The 16,540-nt window shown below is 44.7% G+C and carries 12 protein-coding genes and 2 tRNA genes; 3 read left to right on the top strand and 11 right to left on the bottom strand.

All coding sequences use genetic code 11. The features are described from left to right. The first annotated feature begins 146 nt into the window (after positions 1-146). Both SJY39_RS17765 and SJY39_RS17760 read left to right on the top strand, forming a co-directional pair. Positions 147-221: transfer RNA gene (locus tag SJY39_RS17765), tRNA-Gly, on the top strand. A 38-nt stretch (positions 222-259) separates the two neighbouring features. After that, positions 260-334, top strand: a tRNA-Gly gene (locus SJY39_RS17760). A gap of 178 nt (positions 335-512) precedes the next feature. Here SJY39_RS17760 and SJY39_RS17755 read toward each other — a convergent pair. Further along, positions 513-2,798: a glycoside hydrolase family 9 protein gene (locus tag SJY39_RS17755; protein ID WP_016768146.1), complete on the bottom strand. Its 2,286-nt coding sequence runs from the start codon at positions 2,796-2,798 to the stop codon at positions 513-515. Between the two features lie 299 nt (positions 2,799-3,097). On the opposite strand from SJY39_RS17755, the gene SJY39_RS17750 reads away from it, so the two are divergent. Next, positions 3,098-3,355, top strand: coding sequence for a hypothetical protein (locus SJY39_RS17750; RefSeq protein WP_010430319.1), 258 nt, complete (start codon positions 3,098-3,100; stop codon positions 3,353-3,355). A 107-nt stretch (positions 3,356-3,462) separates the two neighbouring features. On the opposite strand, the gene SJY39_RS17745 is transcribed toward SJY39_RS17750, so the two are convergent. The 10 genes from SJY39_RS17745 to SJY39_RS17700 form a co-directional block, all read right to left on the bottom strand. Next, positions 3,463-4,023 carry a cupredoxin family protein gene (locus SJY39_RS17745; RefSeq protein WP_016799589.1) on the bottom strand — a complete coding sequence of 187 codons (561 nt, stop codon included), beginning with the start codon at positions 4,021-4,023 and terminating at the stop codon, positions 3,463-3,465. 27 nt (positions 4,024-4,050) lie between these two features. Beyond that, on the bottom strand, positions 4,051-7,194 hold the full coding sequence (locus SJY39_RS17740; RefSeq protein WP_016799590.1) for an efflux RND transporter permease subunit: 3,144 nt from the start codon (positions 7,192-7,194) through the stop codon (positions 4,051-4,053). Then, positions 7,191-8,930, bottom strand: coding sequence for an efflux RND transporter periplasmic adaptor subunit (locus tag SJY39_RS17735; protein ID WP_010430328.1), 1,740 nt, complete (start codon positions 8,928-8,930; stop codon positions 7,191-7,193). The genes SJY39_RS17740 and SJY39_RS17735 overlap by 4 nt, the downstream gene beginning before the upstream one ends. An 11-nt stretch (positions 8,931-8,941) precedes the next feature. After that, positions 8,942-10,384 carry a TolC family protein gene (locus SJY39_RS17730; protein WP_016768149.1) on the bottom strand — a complete coding sequence of 481 codons (1,443 nt, stop codon included), beginning with the start codon at positions 10,382-10,384 and terminating at the stop codon, positions 8,942-8,944. Positions 10,385-10,483: 99 nt separating this feature from the next. Continuing rightward, positions 10,484-10,948, bottom strand: a complete 465-nt coding sequence (locus SJY39_RS17725) for a hypothetical protein (RefSeq protein ID WP_016799591.1) — start codon at positions 10,946-10,948, stop codon at positions 10,484-10,486. Positions 10,949-11,105: 157 nt separating this feature from the next. Beyond that, the gene (locus SJY39_RS17720) at positions 11,106-11,753 is read right to left on the bottom strand and encodes a CatB-related O-acetyltransferase (protein ID WP_016785339.1); all 648 of its coding nucleotides are present in this window, start codon (positions 11,751-11,753) and stop codon (positions 11,106-11,108) included. A 408-nt stretch (positions 11,754-12,161) separates the two neighbouring features. Beyond that, entirely contained in the window at positions 12,162-13,274 is a 1,113-nt protein-coding gene (locus SJY39_RS17715; RefSeq protein ID WP_022571036.1) for an NADH:flavin oxidoreductase, read from the bottom strand. 287 nt (positions 13,275-13,561) lie between these two features. Further along, positions 13,562-14,251, bottom strand: a complete 690-nt coding sequence (locus tag SJY39_RS17710) for a hypothetical protein (RefSeq protein ID WP_010430354.1) — start codon at positions 14,249-14,251, stop codon at positions 13,562-13,564. Next, a complete protein-coding gene (locus tag SJY39_RS17705) occupies positions 14,251-15,432 on the bottom strand; it encodes an OmpP1/FadL family transporter (RefSeq protein ID WP_016792685.1) in 1,182 nt (393 codons plus the stop codon). Before SJY39_RS17705 ends, SJY39_RS17710 begins: the two co-directional genes overlap by 1 nt. 93 nt (positions 15,433-15,525) lie before the next feature. After that, complete coding sequence (locus SJY39_RS17700) at positions 15,526-16,338, bottom strand: crotonase/enoyl-CoA hydratase family protein (RefSeq protein WP_016792684.1); 813 nt, start codon at positions 16,336-16,338, stop codon at positions 15,526-15,528. Between the last annotated feature and the right edge of the window lie 202 nt (positions 16,339-16,540).

The following is a 16,540-nucleotide window of genomic DNA, read 5'->3' as shown; positions in this document are numbered from 1 at the left end:
TAGTCACATTTTATTCACTCTCAGAACGCCAGATATGATTGAAAAACTAGCGGAGTGGTGGTTATGCGAGCACTTAGAATAAAAATGAAAGAAAAAGGTTTCGTTTTCAGTTAGATGTGGCATTATCAAACTCGTTAAGACGATGTGCGTACATCGTATAATGGCTATTACCTCAGCCTTCCAAGCTGATGATGCGGGTTCGATTCCCGCTGTACGCTCCAGTCTTCTTGATGCCTAAGTCTTACTCTTAAGACAGTGTGCGTGCATCGTATAATGGCTATTACCTCAGCCTTCCAAGCTGATGATGCGGGTTCGATTCCCGCTGCACGCTCCAACTTCTGTTTAGTTACAAATCTCTTTAGTTACACGATCCCTTTAGATTCAGCATCTCCTCTTAGCTTCAAAACCTAAAACAATTAAAACTGCGCACTTCATTGTGTGATTCTTTGTATTGAAAAAGAGCAATACCAAATGGTATTACTCTTTGAATATTCTTAATTTAATTGATTACCTCAATCAAGCTGCCCTTCATCTAAAGCAGAAGTAACCCATACTAGCGGCGCATTCCAGTTGATGGTTATCTCGTTCAACGTCCAAGCTCCAATATTATCGCTGTAACACGTTTGTCCAACACACTTACCTTTCATCACAGCGGCAATAGGATCACTAAAACTTACCGAATTTGGGCCTCCAATTAACGCACCCGGCGCTGGTTTTGGTGAACTTTCATCAGCAGCGTAAGCCCAGAATCGATGATGAGGATTCTCAGCAGGTTTCGTTCCATAACCAGTAACATAAGAGATATTCATCGGGTTACCTCCGAGGATATAATCCATCGCACTAGCCGCCGCTTTGATGTATCGAACATCATTAGAAAAATCGTGAGCGTAAATCAAAAAAATACTTCGGTTTACAAGGTTGGAGTTTGAGCCCCAGGAATACTCTTCGACTGTATAAGGGATGTTGTAGCCTTCATTGGCAACTTGCTTAGTATAAGATTCTGCCGTTTTAATGATGTTCTTACGTGCTTGTTCAATAACTTGGTTGTCCAATGAGTTAGGTACCACGGCTAAACTCACGGTGCCCGCAGGCGCTATATACTGCCAATACATGTCACCATCGGCATTGATATTACCTTTAGGCACTTCAAGATAGTGTCGCGAATCAACCAATACCTCTTTATAAGCCTCATCATTGGTTGTGATAAAGAGCTCGGCCGCAGCCCAGTATCGCTCATCACTCAATTCGATATCATCATACGGCCCTGACCCCGTGAAGTTGTCGTAAGCATAGATATCTTGATGTTGATTTGCGGCGTTCCACGCTTTGGTCGCTGAATCCAAACATAACTGCGAGAAATCACTGTCGATATCTTTCCAAATACGTGCACACTGAGCACCAATGGCGGCCAAATTCAATGAGGCCGCTGTCGTCGGATAACCAACATAGCGTTTCTGAGTATCTTTGTGTGGCGGTAATGGCATGCCTGTCCAAGACTCATCCGCGATCTTGTGAAAAGCCAACCCTCTCGCGTTAATTTCGGTAAGTTTGAGGTTTTTACTCGCAGACTGATTACCAACAGGAACGGCGATAGGCGTGTCAGAATCAACTTGCATCGCTAACATGAACTCTATGTTCCAGCGAGCTTCAGACAACAACGGGTTAACGCCATTGGTTGCTTCAGGGATTTTTACTTTGCTCTCTGAAAAAGGAAGTGATTTGTTCTCTAAGAACTTCCCTCGCTCAAATAGGTTCAAGAGTGTCCATGTTGAGATGCCACTGTTCACCGTATATTTACCATGATCGCCTGCATCGTACCAGCCACCGGTCGCATCAATCGTCAGATCGCAGCCAGGCCATTTATTTCCCCAACTATCGACTTTATCAAAACATGTTGCAGTATCGGACATGTGACCCCCGGGCCTCGCAAGATCCTCACGTTGAACAAACTCTGGCTTTATTTCAATGCCGCTGCGATTTTGATAGAAGTAAGACAAAGCATCGAGCTTCAACTTACTATAAACATCGTTTCGAATATCGAACGGATAACTGACATCATCGCCGACTTCGATCGTTAAGCCTTTCATTGTGTCTGTATAGTTTGAAAGATTAACTCGGTGAATGTGCTCACCCGACGCTTTATTCAGGCCGAATACTTCAGTTTTACCAAGATCAAGGCTGATCCCGGAATGAGATATTAATGTCCATTTCAAAGGTGTCGTCGACGTATTTTCAACGAAGATAAATTTATCGGATTGAGGTAAGAAGCCAACTTGATTGGCTCGAATAGGCATCTTAGTCGCCACTTTTACAAATGGCTTACCTACGACAGAAACATTGTCTACACAGATGATACCTTCCTTCTGTGCGCCTAATTGAAACTGGAATTCTGTATCGGCGTCACTATCAAGTTCGTGTACAAAATCAAACGTATAGCTTTGCTTGTCTGTTGATATACCCACGTCACTTAGAAAATAATGCGTATAAGGAGGCCCTTCATGTTGGATCAAGGCTTTCATCTCAGTATCAATATTCGCATATGCATCGAACGATACCTGATATTTCTGACCTTGCTCTAAGCCAATACCGCTATGGCCTAAAATGATATCCCAAGAATTTTTTCCTGGGTTTTTAATATCAATACACGCTTCATTACTTTCTGTAGCTATGTTGGCGCCAGCATTCCACCAACCATCCATATTGCCTTTAAAGTGACTATTTCTAATCTGCTCTTCTGCGTGAATAGCTCCAGAAGATAAAATCATGATAATCGCGAGAGATAACGTTCCTTTTTGCATCATTATTCCTTAGAGATGTTTCATATATCCAAAGAAACTAGCGAAATAGATTCAATAATAGAGCGTTAACATTCGCAAAAAATGGACTCGTAAAAATAAATATTATGATTTCTTGTGATGTTTAACACTAAGGAACAAGCTCATGAATCAATTGCATGGATAGCCAAAACAATATTGTGCTAGTGCTTCTCAATTAAAATCAGATTTCATAAAAGTGCGGGTTTAGTAATCTTGGTCAATATCCAAAAAAGCAGTTGTGTTAATGTGCGCGCATTAGCAACAACCAAAAATAATTAAAAATGTTTAAAAACAATGCGTTAACAATAAACATAGAAGCAATCAATATCGCACTGTCAAAAGTCGAAAATGCGAACAAAATTCAGCTTAATACGTTGAAAGGTTATGTGAGCAGCGAACCAGAACAGGCCGTGCTTGCGTTTCGTTCTTTGAATGAAGTGGAATCGATCGACGACAAGCTTAAGAAGATCATGTCAGAGCTACCACACCTCAGTGGTGAAGCACACCACTTACTGGAAACATCGATCCTATTACAGTAGTGGCCAAGAAAGATAAGTCTCAACTAGCGTGATGAGCTAAGACTTATCTTTTAGCTTTCTGTTTTAGTACTTTTCTAGCAGCTATTTCTAGCTCTATTAGATAATGCCTAAAGCGTTATCGACTTCACCATGCCCGCTTCCGCATGTCCTGGAATATTGCAGGCAAATTCGACTTGATTATCACCGTGGAAATGCCACAGCATCTGCTTCGCTTTGCCCGACTTAACTGTGACTGTACTGCCCGAATCATGAGCGTGATTCCCCATATTTTTCATCATTTCACGATGCTCCAATTGCTCTGAAGCAGAGCCAATCGAGAATTCGTGATCAATCTTGCCGGTATTCATCACAACAAACTGCACTACGTCATTTGGCTCTATACCGACCTTGTTTTTAAATGTGATTTTCATATCATCACTTAGCAGCACATGAACCACTTTATCGGGCTTCGCGCCTTTAGCTGGCATCCCAACTTCTGACATACCTTCCATGTCCATCATTCCATCCATATTCATCATCTTTGAATGGTCCATCTTTCCGCTCTTCATCATCGAATGATCCATACCTGATTGATCCATATTTGATTGGTCACCAGCTGAATGGTCCATTGCAGCAAACGCGGTTGCTGTAGTCAGTGTTAGAGCTATAGCAATTAGTGTCTTTTTCATGATCGTTCCTTAGATTAATTCAGTTATTTATTTGTTTGTCTCGCTTTGGCTGTGCGTAATCTCACGCTGTTTCCAGAGCTTAAAGATTGCAGGCAACACCAGTAGGGTAAGCAACAGCGCAGAAGCCATTCCGCCTATCATCGGCGCGGCAATTCGTTGCATCACTTCCGAGCCCGTACCCTCGCCATACATAATTGGAATGAGACCAATGATCACCGTAAGAACCGTCATCATCACAGGGCGCACACGCAGTCCTGCGCCTTCTCTAATGGCATCGGTTAGATCAGCTTGTTGAAGCGTTTGTTGGTTTTGTTCTGCATCGAGCTTTTTGTAGTGCCACGCTTGGTTGAGATAAACCAACATGATCACGCCTATCTCGACCGCAACGCCTGCAAGTGCAATAAAGCCAACACCCACCGCAATCGAGAAGTTGTAATTTAGGAAATGCATCAACCACAGTCCGCCCACCATAGCCAAAGGAAGTGTTGCCATGATCATCATCACTTCACCGACGCGGCGGAAGCTTAGGTAGAGCAACAACATGATGATGGCGATGGTGATCGGCACAACGACACTCAAACGCTCCTTCGCACGCTCCATGTATTCGTATTGACCAGACCAAGCGAGCGAGTAACCCGCCGGTAATACAACTTGTTCGGCAACGACTTTTTGCGCTTCAGCCACGTAAGAACCTAAATCACGACCATCAATGTCCACGAACACCCAACCGTTAGGGCGTGCGTTCTCCGTTTTGATCATCGGTGGGCCATCTTCATAACGAATATCAGCAACATCAGAGAGAGCAATTCGCGCACCGTTTGGTGTCACTAACGGCAGGTTCTGCAACTTAACGACAGAGTCACGATAGCTTTGTGGATAGCGGACATTGATTGGGTAACGTTCTAGCCCCTCAACGGTTTCGCCCACATTCATGCCACCAACCGCAGTCGAAATAACCTGTTGCACTTCTTTAATGCTCAAGCCATATCGCGCAGCCGAGCGACGTTTGATGTCTATCGTCACATAACGACCACCAGCCACACGTTCGGCATACACAGAAGCCGTACCACTGACACCATTCAAGATAGGTTCAAGTTGCGAACCAATATCTTCAATCACGCTCAGATCCGGGCCTGCGATTTTGATACCAATGGGGGTTTTAATACCAGTCGCTAACATGTCGATACGGGTTTTGATTGGCATAACCCAAGCATTGGTTAAACCGGGGAACTGAATCAGATCATCAAACTCTTTACGCAGCGACTCCGTAGTGACGCCGTCACGCCACTCATCTCGCGGTTTAAGCTGAATCACGGTTTCAATCATGGTTAACGGTGCAGGATCGGTTGCCGTCTCTGCTCGACCAATTTTGCCCCATGTGGTTTCGACTTCTGGAATGTTTTTGATGAGCTTGTTGGTTTGTTGCAACAACTCACGAGCCTTACCTATTGAGATACCCGGATACGTGGTTGGCATGTACATCAAATCCCCTTCGTCCAAAGGAGGAATGAACTCACTACCAAGCTTGCTGGTTGGGTAATAGGCAGACGCCATTAAGCCAAGTGCGATAACAATCATCATCTTTGGATATTTTAAGCTGAGGTTTAGAAGCGGCTTGTACATCGCCACTAAACTGCGGTTAACTGGATTCTTGTTTTCAGGTAACACGTTGCCACGAATAAAGTAGCCTATTAACACAGGCACCAGCGTGATTGCCAAACCGGCTGCTGCAGCCATCGCATACGTCTTGGTAAACGCAAGTGGCGAGAACATCTTGCCTTCTTGCCCTTCTAGCGCGAACACAGGCACAAAGCTCAAGGTAATGATAATCAGAGAGAAGAACAGCGGCGCGCCAACTTCTTCTGCTGCCTTACCAATCACTTGCCAACGGTTTTTGTCAGTGAGCGGAGTCCGTTCAATGTGTTTATGAACGTTCTCAATCATCACTATGGCACCATCCACCATGGCGCCAATCGCAATCGCGATCCCGCCAAGAGACATAATGTTGGCGTTAATACCCTGCCAATGCATAACGATGAATGCGCCTAAGATACCGACAGGCAAACTTAGCGCGATAACCAGTGATGAGCGGATATGGAACAAGAACAGCGCACACACGACGGCGACCACGATGAACTCTTCAGCCAGCTTCTTCCAAAGGTTTTCAACGGCTGAATCAATCAAAGTCGAACGGTCATAAGTCGCGACAATCTCGACACCATCAGGTAAGCCCGCTTGTAGTTCAGCGAGTTTGGATTTAACCGAGTCGATCACTTCACTGGCATTTTCACCAAAGCGCATCACGATTACGCCGCCAACGGCTTCACCTTCACCATTCAGCTCAGAGATACCACGACGCATTTGTGGTCCAAGGTTGATGTCAGCAATGTCACCTAATAGCAGCGAAGTACCTTTGTCGGTCACTTTCAACGGCAGAGATTGAATGTCTTCGATGCTTGTGAGGTAGCCGGTTGTACGAACCATGTGCTCGGCTTCCGCAATCTCAACCACTGACGCACCGGTTTCTTGATTACCATCTTGGATTGCCTTGTTGACTTGCTGAAGCGTTAGGTCGTAAGCACGTAACTTGGCAGGATCAATCTGTACTTGGTACTGCTTCACCATGCCGCCAACGGTCGCCACTTCAGACACGCCTTCTACGGTTTGCAGCTCGTATTTCAAGAACCAATCTTGCAGACTACGAAGCTCTGCTAAGTCGTGCTTACCGGTTTTGTCTTGCAGTACATAGCTGTAAACCCAGCCTACACCAGTTGCATCTGGTCCTAGTGTTGGCTTCGCACTCGATGGCAAGTTAGGTGCAACTTGGCTTAAGTACTCCAACACTCGTGAACGCGCCCAGTACATATCGGTATCGTCATTGAAGATGATATAGACATAGGAATCACCAAAGAACGAGTAGCCACGAACCGTTTCTGCACCCGGAACGGCTAACATCGCCGTTGTGAGCGGATAGGTCACCTGATCTTCGACTACTTGAGGCGCTTGCCCCGGATAGCTGGTTTTGATGATCACCTGGACATCAGAAAGATCTGGGATAGCATCGACGGGCGTATTTTTAACGCTGTATAAGCCGCCAAATACGATGGCGACCGTGGCAACCAGAACCAAGAATCGGTTACTGATGGACCAACGAATGATTGCATTGATCATAGTTCGCCCTCACCCGTGCTATTCGTCGGTTCAAGAGATTTGAGCACATAATCAGAACCTTGCTTCGCCACTAGAAACCGAATGCTTTGACCCTCGGTAAACTCGGATAAATCAAGGTCATCACTTACTTGGAAGTTCATTTCACCCGCCTTCCAATTCCAGTCAGGCACTGGCTTGTGATTTACGGTGATCATGCCAAAATCTGCCATCAACATAGTGATGTCACCTGTTACCCAAACTTCGCCAGCGATCTTGTGTTTGTTGACCTTGTAATCAACAACCTCGTACTGCCCTGACTCTGTCTTTCTCATCTCAAAATCAATTGCCTTACCACGCTGCACGTCACTCATGTCCAAGCCTTCCGCAAAGGTGAAGTTCATCACCATGCCCGGCCAATCCCATTCTGGAACAGGCTGATGGTTAATCGTCACCATGCGACTGCCTTGCATAACATCGGAAATTTCACCGTTTGCCCATACAGTTTCAGCATCTTCCTCAACACCATTGATGCGCGACAGATCAGCTGATTGGCTAGATTCAGAATCCAACATGAAGTGCGCAGAAGTGACAATGTTTTTGCCTTGCTCCAGCCCTTGAAGCACCTCTATTTTTTCGCCAGCTTCACGACCAACCTCAATACGAGCAGAACGATACTTTCCAGAACCTTCTGACATTACCACTCGAGTCATACCACCGGAGTGAATCACCGAAGATCTTGGGATAGTAAGAACGGCTTCATCACTAATGGGTTTCAGCGCAATATTGGCAAACATATTTGGCTTTAGCTCGCCGTGGGGATTGGAGAACTTCAAACGAACGCGCAAAGTTCGAGTTTTTGGGTCAAGGATTGGGTAAACGTAATCGACATTACCTAACCACTCTTTGCCGGGAATCGCATCTAGAGTCATCACCGCATTGCTGCCTGATGAGATCCAGTGCGCTTGGCGCTCAAACACTTCGGCATCAACCCATACTTCCCCTAGTGGGCCTGCACTGATCACCGCTTGTTCTGGTGAAAGGTAACCACCTTCTCGAATATTCAGACTTGCAATGACACCATCGGCTGGCGCTTTAATTTTAATGGTTTGCGAAGCTTTGCCTTGTCGCGTAATAGCGCGGATTTGCGTCTTATCAACACCCAAGGTAATCAAGCGTTCAGTCGAGCCCTTGATCAAACCTTTACGACCCGTTTTATAAGCACTGATCAACTCTTCTTGTGCTTTAACAAGCTCTGGAGAATAGAGTGTGAAAAGCACATCACCTTTGTTTACCTTCTCACCCACTGCGTTGATATAGAGCTTCTCAACCCAGCCAGCTGCTCTTACGTTGGTTTGCCACAATGTACTTTCATCAAACGCCACATAACCCACGGTTTCAATCCGAGGAGACAACGCTTCAAAGTTAACTGTTGCTGTTTTGACACCAAGATTATTTTCTACCGACGGGTCGATAAACACAGTTCCCGCCTTGTCTGGTCCCGCACTTGAGTCATCCGCATAAACAGGAATTAAATCCATCCCCATTGGTGACTGCCCCGGTTTGTCTCGCTGATAATTTGGGTCCATCGGAGCCACCCAGTACAGAGGCTCATCCTTGGTTTGTTTACTTACTTCGGCGTCTGTACTCGTTGCCATTGCTGACATGTTATGTGCTGACCCAACGACAAAGTGATTCACACCAAACCCCAATGCACCACCGACCAATAAAGCGATTGTTGCTACTTTTACTGTATTCATTGTCTATTCCCTTATTGATTGGCTGTGTGTTTAGTTGCGCTTGAGTTGAGTTGTGGTTGGTTTACTTGGTATTCAAAACCACTGATTAACGCCGCCAGTTTGCTGTTAACGATATTGAGATCGGTGATCAAACGTTGTTGCTCTAACTTAAGCGCCAGCTCATCGGTCGTTGTTAAAATGACATCGTTAAACTGAGCGGTATTGTTTTGATAACCCCTTTCAACCGCGCTGATTCGGGCTGCGGTTTGAGGAAGCAAGGACGTTTGATAGCGATCTAATCGCTGGATAAGATTTGATCTGTCCACCAGCAATGCGTTCACTTGCGCGTTCATTTGGGAAAGTAAGGTGTCTTTTTGAGATTTAGCCGCACCAACTTGATACTGAGCAGCCGATAAGTTTTTATCTTGTCGATTCCCCGTAAACAGCGGAATGTCGACTGTCAGATAAGCACTCACCAAATCAGAAGCAGGTTCACCCGCCATGTTATTGGCTTGGCGGTACGCATACATCACTTCTACCCCAAACTGCGGGGTATAAGCTTGCTCGGCTAACTCAACCTGAGTTTGATTGGAGGAAATACTGACATCGGAGATCTTAACCAAAGGATGGTCAGTCAGTAGCTGGTAGTGCTTGGTTGAATCGGTATTGGTCGCTAATTTGCTTTCTAACAATGACCAATCGATTTGGTTAGTTGCATTCAATGTGCCCTGAGAATCAAGAACCTGAGAGCCTAGCCAATCAGAACCCAACCATTCAGAAAGCTGAGAGATTAAACGTCGTTGAACCTGTTGGTTTGCCTGAAGTTTCTCATCAAGCTTGCTCACTTGAAGCTGAGCATTAAGCAGATCTTGTGCTTCACTTTTACCAATCGAGTAATTGGTTTGTACATAATTTTCAAGCTCAAGCAACAAACGACGATTTTCACGCATAACACCTTCTGCGACTTTCTGGTAACCCAATTCAAGCCAAAGCTGCGTCATGCTATTCGCAACCGTCAATTCTCTTGCTTGCACCTGCAAAGCTAAAGCATCAGCCTGTTGGCCTGCCTTTTTCTGTTGGAGGTTAAGCGTATCGCCACGCTCAAACTGCTGCATCAACCCTACCGATATATTAGTCATCGGGTCTTCGTCGAATTGAAAGCTATCGACAGGCAAACCGCCAAATCCAACTTTTAATTTCGGGTCCATTAAGGTCGCGTTGGCAATGCCCGTTTCTCGCATCGCTTGAGACTGAGCAAAGTACTGTTTGCGATTTCCATCTTCGCTTAAAGCAATCTCAATCAGTGTATTGAGTTGCTGCGTCGAACTTGCTTGGTCATGTGCTGAAATATCTTGAGCATTTGAAGCTGACGCAGTGGTAGCCGCGAGCGTAGCACTTGAAAACAAGGCCATAGGCAAGGCAGCAGCAACCACTAAGCTCGTGTTCATGACAAACACAGAGGTTGTTGGTTTCATATTCACAATGAATGTCCATATCTAGCGCTAATTAGCGCATAAAAAAGAATGACTTATCAGATTTAGCTAACTGATAGAGCTGTATTTTTAGATATAGATTTATGCAGTGGGCGGGCGTAACAAAGATTGAGCACGTGCGACTTTCTGGCCAATCGTGACCGATTGAAAACGAGCTAATGAAAAGGAAAGTTGATCAACGGCTTGAACAGCCTGAATTGGATAGGGACTTGCAGAACACATTGAGGCACAGCAATCGGCACTCGAACAATGGTTACCCATCATCGAACTGCCGTCTCCGCTCATTGAAGACATATCGTATTGAGCCATCAAAGCATGGGCACTCATGTTAGAGTCTTCAGCGTGTACTTTTTCACTCATCACATGACACCCTGCCATTGAATCATTAACCGAAGTACCGCTGTGGTAACAAGCCGATTTGCTCGACCCCATTTCCATCATCATTACTTCAGTCATCAAGGCTGAGGAGCTTGAGGCATAGCTAGACATCAACATCGCAATGATGCTGAAAACAATAATCCAAGTTTTTCGGAATGTGTTTGTCATAGCTTACCTTTAGGTTTTCAAGGTAACTATAAAGGTTACCCTTAGGGTAAGGTCAATGATGAAGTACACAGATGTGATGAAATTGATGGTAGTTGCTGAATAGATGGACAAAAAGAACACTCAACAAGCAACTGAGTGTTCCTAATACTAAGTTCAATTAATCGTTTACCGGGGTTTGCGCATCATACTCAACTAGCGAATTTTTGAGTGCCTGTAGATCAGAACCACTTAAGTGCTTCCTCAATAATTCAAACTTATCTTCAGGCCAGTCGTATATTTTCATCGAAATCAGTTCTTCAATAACAGACTCGTCGAAACGGTATTTAACCACTTTCGCAGGAGAGCCACCGACAATGCAGTAGGGAGCGACGTCTTTTGTCACAACACTATTTGCAGCAACCACAGCGCCTTCACCAATCGTTACTCCTGGCATTATCATGGCTCGCATGCCTAGCCAAACACCATCTTCAATATGAGTGTCACCCTTGCCGATATACGCGTCTTCAATCACGTCCATAAACGGATACAGTGAAAACCAATCCACTCTGTGAGTATGATTTCCGCCCATGAGAATGACAACTTCTGCGCCAATGCAAACATAGTCACCAATATAGAGTTCGTCGATTTCCCATCGAGGCTCCCACTGGCGGCTGACTTCGTCACCATGTAAATAGCGTACTACCGATTGTTCGAAGCCATTATCCCAACAATCACTGTAATAACTGTGTTGACCTTTTACGTGAATATTGGGGTTGGTTACGATTTCATGCAGCAACTCGAATTTGGACCAATGCTTGTTTTGCATTTTTACCTCTGATTAATCTTTATTAGTTAAATATCAATATACTCGACCATACAGATTCAACGTGCACAGCTTCGCTGACGTAGTAGCAATGGGTGCCCTGATACATCAATAGTGTAGTCACAGTTGAAATGATCGTAATGCCGCTAAAACTAAAAAGGTGTCAGTGGATTCGAGGTTGCTTTAAGAGAGGAAGTAATTTCAAAGTTTGCTCAGTTGGTTATCGATAACTTGGTTAGATAATTTACAGGTATATTGTATCCGTTAATGCACACTCATTTGACACAAGAATGTGATTAATAAGGTTTCAAATATCGTTTTTAGAATACAAGTTTGAGCCTGTAATTAACACAAACTCAAACTTAGACTCGCTTATTAATTTAGGCTTACGCTTGGGTCTAGGATCAGCGATTACATGCGAGCGAGCTGTACTTTTCTGTCTTTATTCACCACGCAAAAGTTGCCGCGCTTAGTACGACACTTAGAGCATCGCTCACATTCAACAGGACTTCTATCCCCTTCCTTCCAACGCTTAACTAAATGAGGCTCTGATAGCAGAGGTCTTGAAAGCGCGAAGTATTCAATACCCGTGTTATTAGCGATGGCTTCAATCGCATCGAAATCTGTCAATCCACCCACAGTGATCACCGGAATATTAACGTCTTGGCTGATAGCATGACCATATTCGTGAAAATAACCTTCAGCTTGAATAGTGAATCCATCGTGATATTCGCCAATCATGGTGTCGGCTTTACCATGGATGTTGCCTGACACCACGATGCCATCAACACCAATTTCTTCAAGCTTCTTACACACCGATCGAGTTTCATCAAACGTCACTCCGCCCTCGAAAAACTCAGAAGCTGTAAGCTTAACTAAGATAGGAAAGTCATCACCTACCAACTTACGAGTCGATGTGTAGATCTCAAGCAAGAATCTCATACGATTTTCTAAGCTACCGCCGTATTCATCTTCACGTTGGTTGTAATAAGGGCTTAAGAACTGGTTAATCAGGTAGGTGTGTGCAGCATGAATCTCAACGCCATCAAAGCCTGATTTTTGTGCTCTCAAAGACGCTTGAGCAAAGGCATCAACAATGTAGTCGATCTCGTCTTTGGTCATCGCTTTGCCTAGTGTTTGAGTTCCTTTTTCCGGAACCTCGCTTGGTGCGTAGATCACTCGTTCGCCAAGATCATGCGTGGTTTTGGTGCCACCATAAGCCAATTGCATTACTATGTTAGAGTCGTTGTCGTGCACCAGTTGAGTCAGTTTCTGATACTCTGCAATGAATGAGTCGTTATACATCCCCATCATGCCCGCATTAGGCTTTTCTTCTTCAACGATGTTCGCGTAACCCGTCACGATCAGGCCGACTTCACCTTGAGCCAACTCTTCGTAGATAGCGTACAGTTTATCTGTCATATGCCCATCCTCGGTGGCCATATTTTCCCACGTTGCACTTCTCATGAAGCGATTCTTTAGTGTCATCTTGCCAATGTGGGTTTCTGTAAACAAAGTGCTCAAGTGTCTTCCTCTCAAAATCGTATTACGCAAGTTACCCATTAAGCATGGGCACTGATTCAAGCGGATAGTACAGAGAATATGGCAGGTAAAACTTAATCTAGATTAAGAGAGCGGCACTCTTATATGAGAGAGGTATAGAAAGCATCAAAAAGAGATAAAAAAGATTGGAGAAATGGTAATAAAAGAAAGTCGCTCAACTTTAATAAGCGACTTTGTTCAATTTAATCTGGACTAAGTCAATGGTTCTTACGAGAGGTGTCCACCTGCGAATTGCTACCTGCTAACAGCTATTTAAACTCATAGGTGTAAGACGCACCAACACTGTTATTCTCACCGAAGTCATCCTCAGCAAAAATAGTGAAGAAATTGAACGACTGGGCGTCACTCAATTTGTAGCTAGCACCGACCCCTGCCCAATAGCCTGAATAATCATCAGAACCCATAGAGCCACCACCAAAGCCCATGATAGACCACTCTTCAGTTATCGTTTTCAGACCAAATGCACCAATATAACCGCCATGAGTCGAACTCGGCATCAATACATAATCAGAACCCACATTCTCATCATCGAATACCGCCACTTCACCATCGTTATAGCTGTAGCCAGCCATCGGGAAGATTTGCCAACCAAAGGGTTCGATATCGAAATAACTCAATGGAACAAATGTTCCGATACTGTAGTTATTCTTGTAAGCATCGTTGTCGTATTCAGAGCGACTAAAGTTGAAATTGACGATCCCCAAAGGCAATAGCCATGAGCCGCCCACTCGCCATTCTTCGCCGTCTGCATTAACGCGCGCGTTGATCATTCGCGCTTCATCAAGCCCGATAGAACCCGAAAACTTAAGCTCTTCGTTATATGCAACGCCGGCTTTAGTTACGATCTTGGTTGGATCATCCGGATGCTTCTCTTCAGAAAAAGCACCCATCGAGCACAGTGTCATTGCTGCAACAATTAATAGATTATATTTTGTCATTAGAAGGTCGCACTAACGCCAACAAAGTGGATGCGACCGTCGAATGAGCCGTTTAGCAAAGTATTACCTTTTGGTCCACTTCGATTCATATCAACTGAACCTAAATCCGCATACTCGTAGAACATATCAATCAAGATATCATCCCAATACGTTGAAGCACCTACCGAATAGCGATACTGTTCGCCTACAGGAAGGTCAACATACTGCATTGTTGGGTCGTCTTGCGGAGAGGTTTCGTAAGAGAAGCCGGCTTTTAGACGCCAGTCTGAGTTAAGCTGATAATCAGCACCAACCGCAAACTTCCACACGTCGTCCCAATCGCGTTCAAGTGGAACACCACTAATTGGGCTTCCAGCAACACCAAAATCAAGAACTGTTGTATCCCACTCACTCCAACGATGTAATTGCACACTAGCCAATAAGTCGAGCTTTGGGTTAAGTGCGTAACTAGCGCTGATATCAACGATCTCTGGTAAAGCAAGATCCATAGCTAGAGAGTTAGAAAAATCTTCTACCCCTCTTAACTCATTATTAAACTCGTGCTCAAGCTTTGACCGATAGCTAGCACCCAACTTAAGTTTATCCGACGGCGTAAACATTACACCTAGGTTATAACCATAAGCCCAGTCAGTGTCTTGCTTTGCTGTAAAAACAGAGGATGACTGTTGTAACGCAGCCCAACTTAACTGGATACCGGCACCAACCGACCACTGGTCATTCAGTTGGTAGCTTAGTGATGGGTTTACTTGCATCGCAGTGAGGGTGATATCTTCTAAGAGTTCAGCTCCCGCCCACTCACTGCCGTAATCAAGGCTAGAGCCCCCTACTGCACCCAGCGCGATACCAAGGTGTAATTTGTCAGTCACTTGGTGAGCGTGAAAGGCACCAAATGACGGCATTACGGAATGAGCTTTACCATCTGGATTACCATCGTTGTCTTGATATTGCATCTCAAGATCAAACGCCATGGTGTTGATGGTCGTTTTGCTTTCGCCCATATGAGACATGGTGGCAGGGTTCGTCCACATTGCAGCAGCAGAGCGAGTATAAACACCGTCCCCAGCGCCGGTAGTACCAGCATTGGCGACGACAGCTTCTTGTAAAAACAGACCACTTGCGAAAGCATTTAAACTTGTAAAAATTGCGGTGGCAGCTAGCGAGTAAGTAAAAGTTTTGTTCATCAGATTGCTCATTTAGCCTTAGACATTAAATTGCTCTAAGGCTACCGCAAAGTCCCATAAACAAAGGTAATAACGATTATTCCTGTACAAGCCCTACTTAAAGGTTCTGGGAAGATATTTTCGTGGTTTATCGTTATGAGTTTCACGCTGGATGGCAATCGCTCTGTTCTTCCTTGCTCCAACTTTGATTTGATACCAAGTCTCTAAAAACAGCGCAATACCAGGGCTAGACCACCACGTTTTATTGTAGAGCTTCTTATTGGCGGCAAGGACATCTGGCGATCGATTAGCACACTCAAGTGCTAACGCATAAGCTTCAGCGTAAGGATCTTCGGCAATCTTGGTCACCAATCCATATTCTTTCGCAGTTTCACAGTCGATCACCTTCGCGGTCATCGCCATTTCTAAGGTGTGATCTTTACGCATTAACTCTCGAAATGCGATGGCGCCTCCCATGTCAGGAATCAAACCCCATTTGGCTTCCAGTATCGAGAAAGTCGCGTCTGGACTGGCCATCCTAAAATCACCACCACTGGCTAATTGAAGGCCGCCTCCCCAACAACGACCATGAATCGCAAAAATGACAGGACATGGGATCTCTCGCCAACCAAGCGAAAAGTGCTGCGCAGCATTAGGTAATGTCGGTAACCATTTGAACAAAAGCTTCATCGCCCCTACTTTACTGTTCAATAACGATTTAACATCTAAACCAGAACAAAAATCGGAACCACTGCCTTTAACAATAACAGCTCGAATATCTCTGTTCTTCTTGAGCTCACTTATCATGTCATTAACGGCTTCAAACATCGCCATATCAATAGCATTGAGCTTATCGGGTCGATTCAACACAACCGTCGCAATTTGGTTTTCATCGATAGAACAAGTAATACGATCGAGGTTTGGCATGGTGGCTACCTTATAAGTGGTCAGACCTTTAGGTTATACATTTTATTAACATATGCCAAACTTGCACATTAAGAAGCGAGACCTGTGTTGCTTAACACCGCCCCTTTACACAAACGACATAAATAAAAAAGCAGTGATGGATCGCTCCATTCACTGCTTTTTATTCGTAGCTTTGAATACCAGTAGCTTTGATAATCAAGGA

Source organism: Vibrio sp. R78045, assembly GCF_042466085.1.
Taxonomy (GTDB): Bacteria; Pseudomonadota; Gammaproteobacteria; order Enterobacterales; family Vibrionaceae; genus Vibrio; species Vibrio cyclitrophicus.
The sequence above is the reverse complement of the archived record's forward strand: the minus strand, read 5'-3'. Positions and strand labels throughout refer to the sequence as shown.

Bases quoted from the DNA above. Each gene is read 5' to 3' on its own strand.
- SJY39_RS17755 (WP_016768146.1), bottom strand. From the start codon at position 2,798: ATGCAAAAAGGAACGTTATCTCTCGCGATTATCATGATTTTATCTTCT.
- SJY39_RS17750 (WP_010430319.1), top strand. From the start codon at position 3,098: ATGTTTAAAAACAATGCGTTAACAATAAACATAGAAGCAATCAATATC.
- SJY39_RS17745 (WP_016799589.1), bottom strand. From the start codon at position 4,023: ATGAAAAAGACACTAATTGCTATAGCTCTAACACTGACTACAGCAACC.
- SJY39_RS17740 (WP_016799590.1), bottom strand. From the start codon at position 7,194: ATGATCAATGCAATCATTCGTTGGTCCATCAGTAACCGATTCTTGGTT.
- SJY39_RS17735 (WP_010430328.1), bottom strand. From the start codon at position 8,930: ATGAATACAGTAAAAGTAGCAACAATCGCTTTATTGGTCGGTGGTGCA.
- SJY39_RS17730 (WP_016768149.1), bottom strand. From the start codon at position 10,384: ATGAAACCAACAACCTCTGTGTTTGTCATGAACACGAGCTTAGTGGTT.
- SJY39_RS17725 (WP_016799591.1), bottom strand. From the start codon at position 10,948: ATGACAAACACATTCCGAAAAACTTGGATTATTGTTTTCAGCATCATT.
- SJY39_RS17720 (WP_016785339.1), bottom strand. From the start codon at position 11,753: ATGCAAAACAAGCATTGGTCCAAATTCGAGTTGCTGCATGAAATCGTA.
- SJY39_RS17710 (WP_010430354.1), bottom strand. From the start codon at position 14,251: ATGACAAAATATAATCTATTAATTGTTGCAGCAATGACACTGTGCTCG.
- SJY39_RS17705 (WP_016792685.1), bottom strand. From the start codon at position 15,432: ATGAACAAAACTTTTACTTACTCGCTAGCTGCCACCGCAATTTTTACA.
- SJY39_RS17700 (WP_016792684.1), bottom strand. From the start codon at position 16,338: ATGCCAAACCTCGATCGTATTACTTGTTCTATCGATGAAAACCAAATT.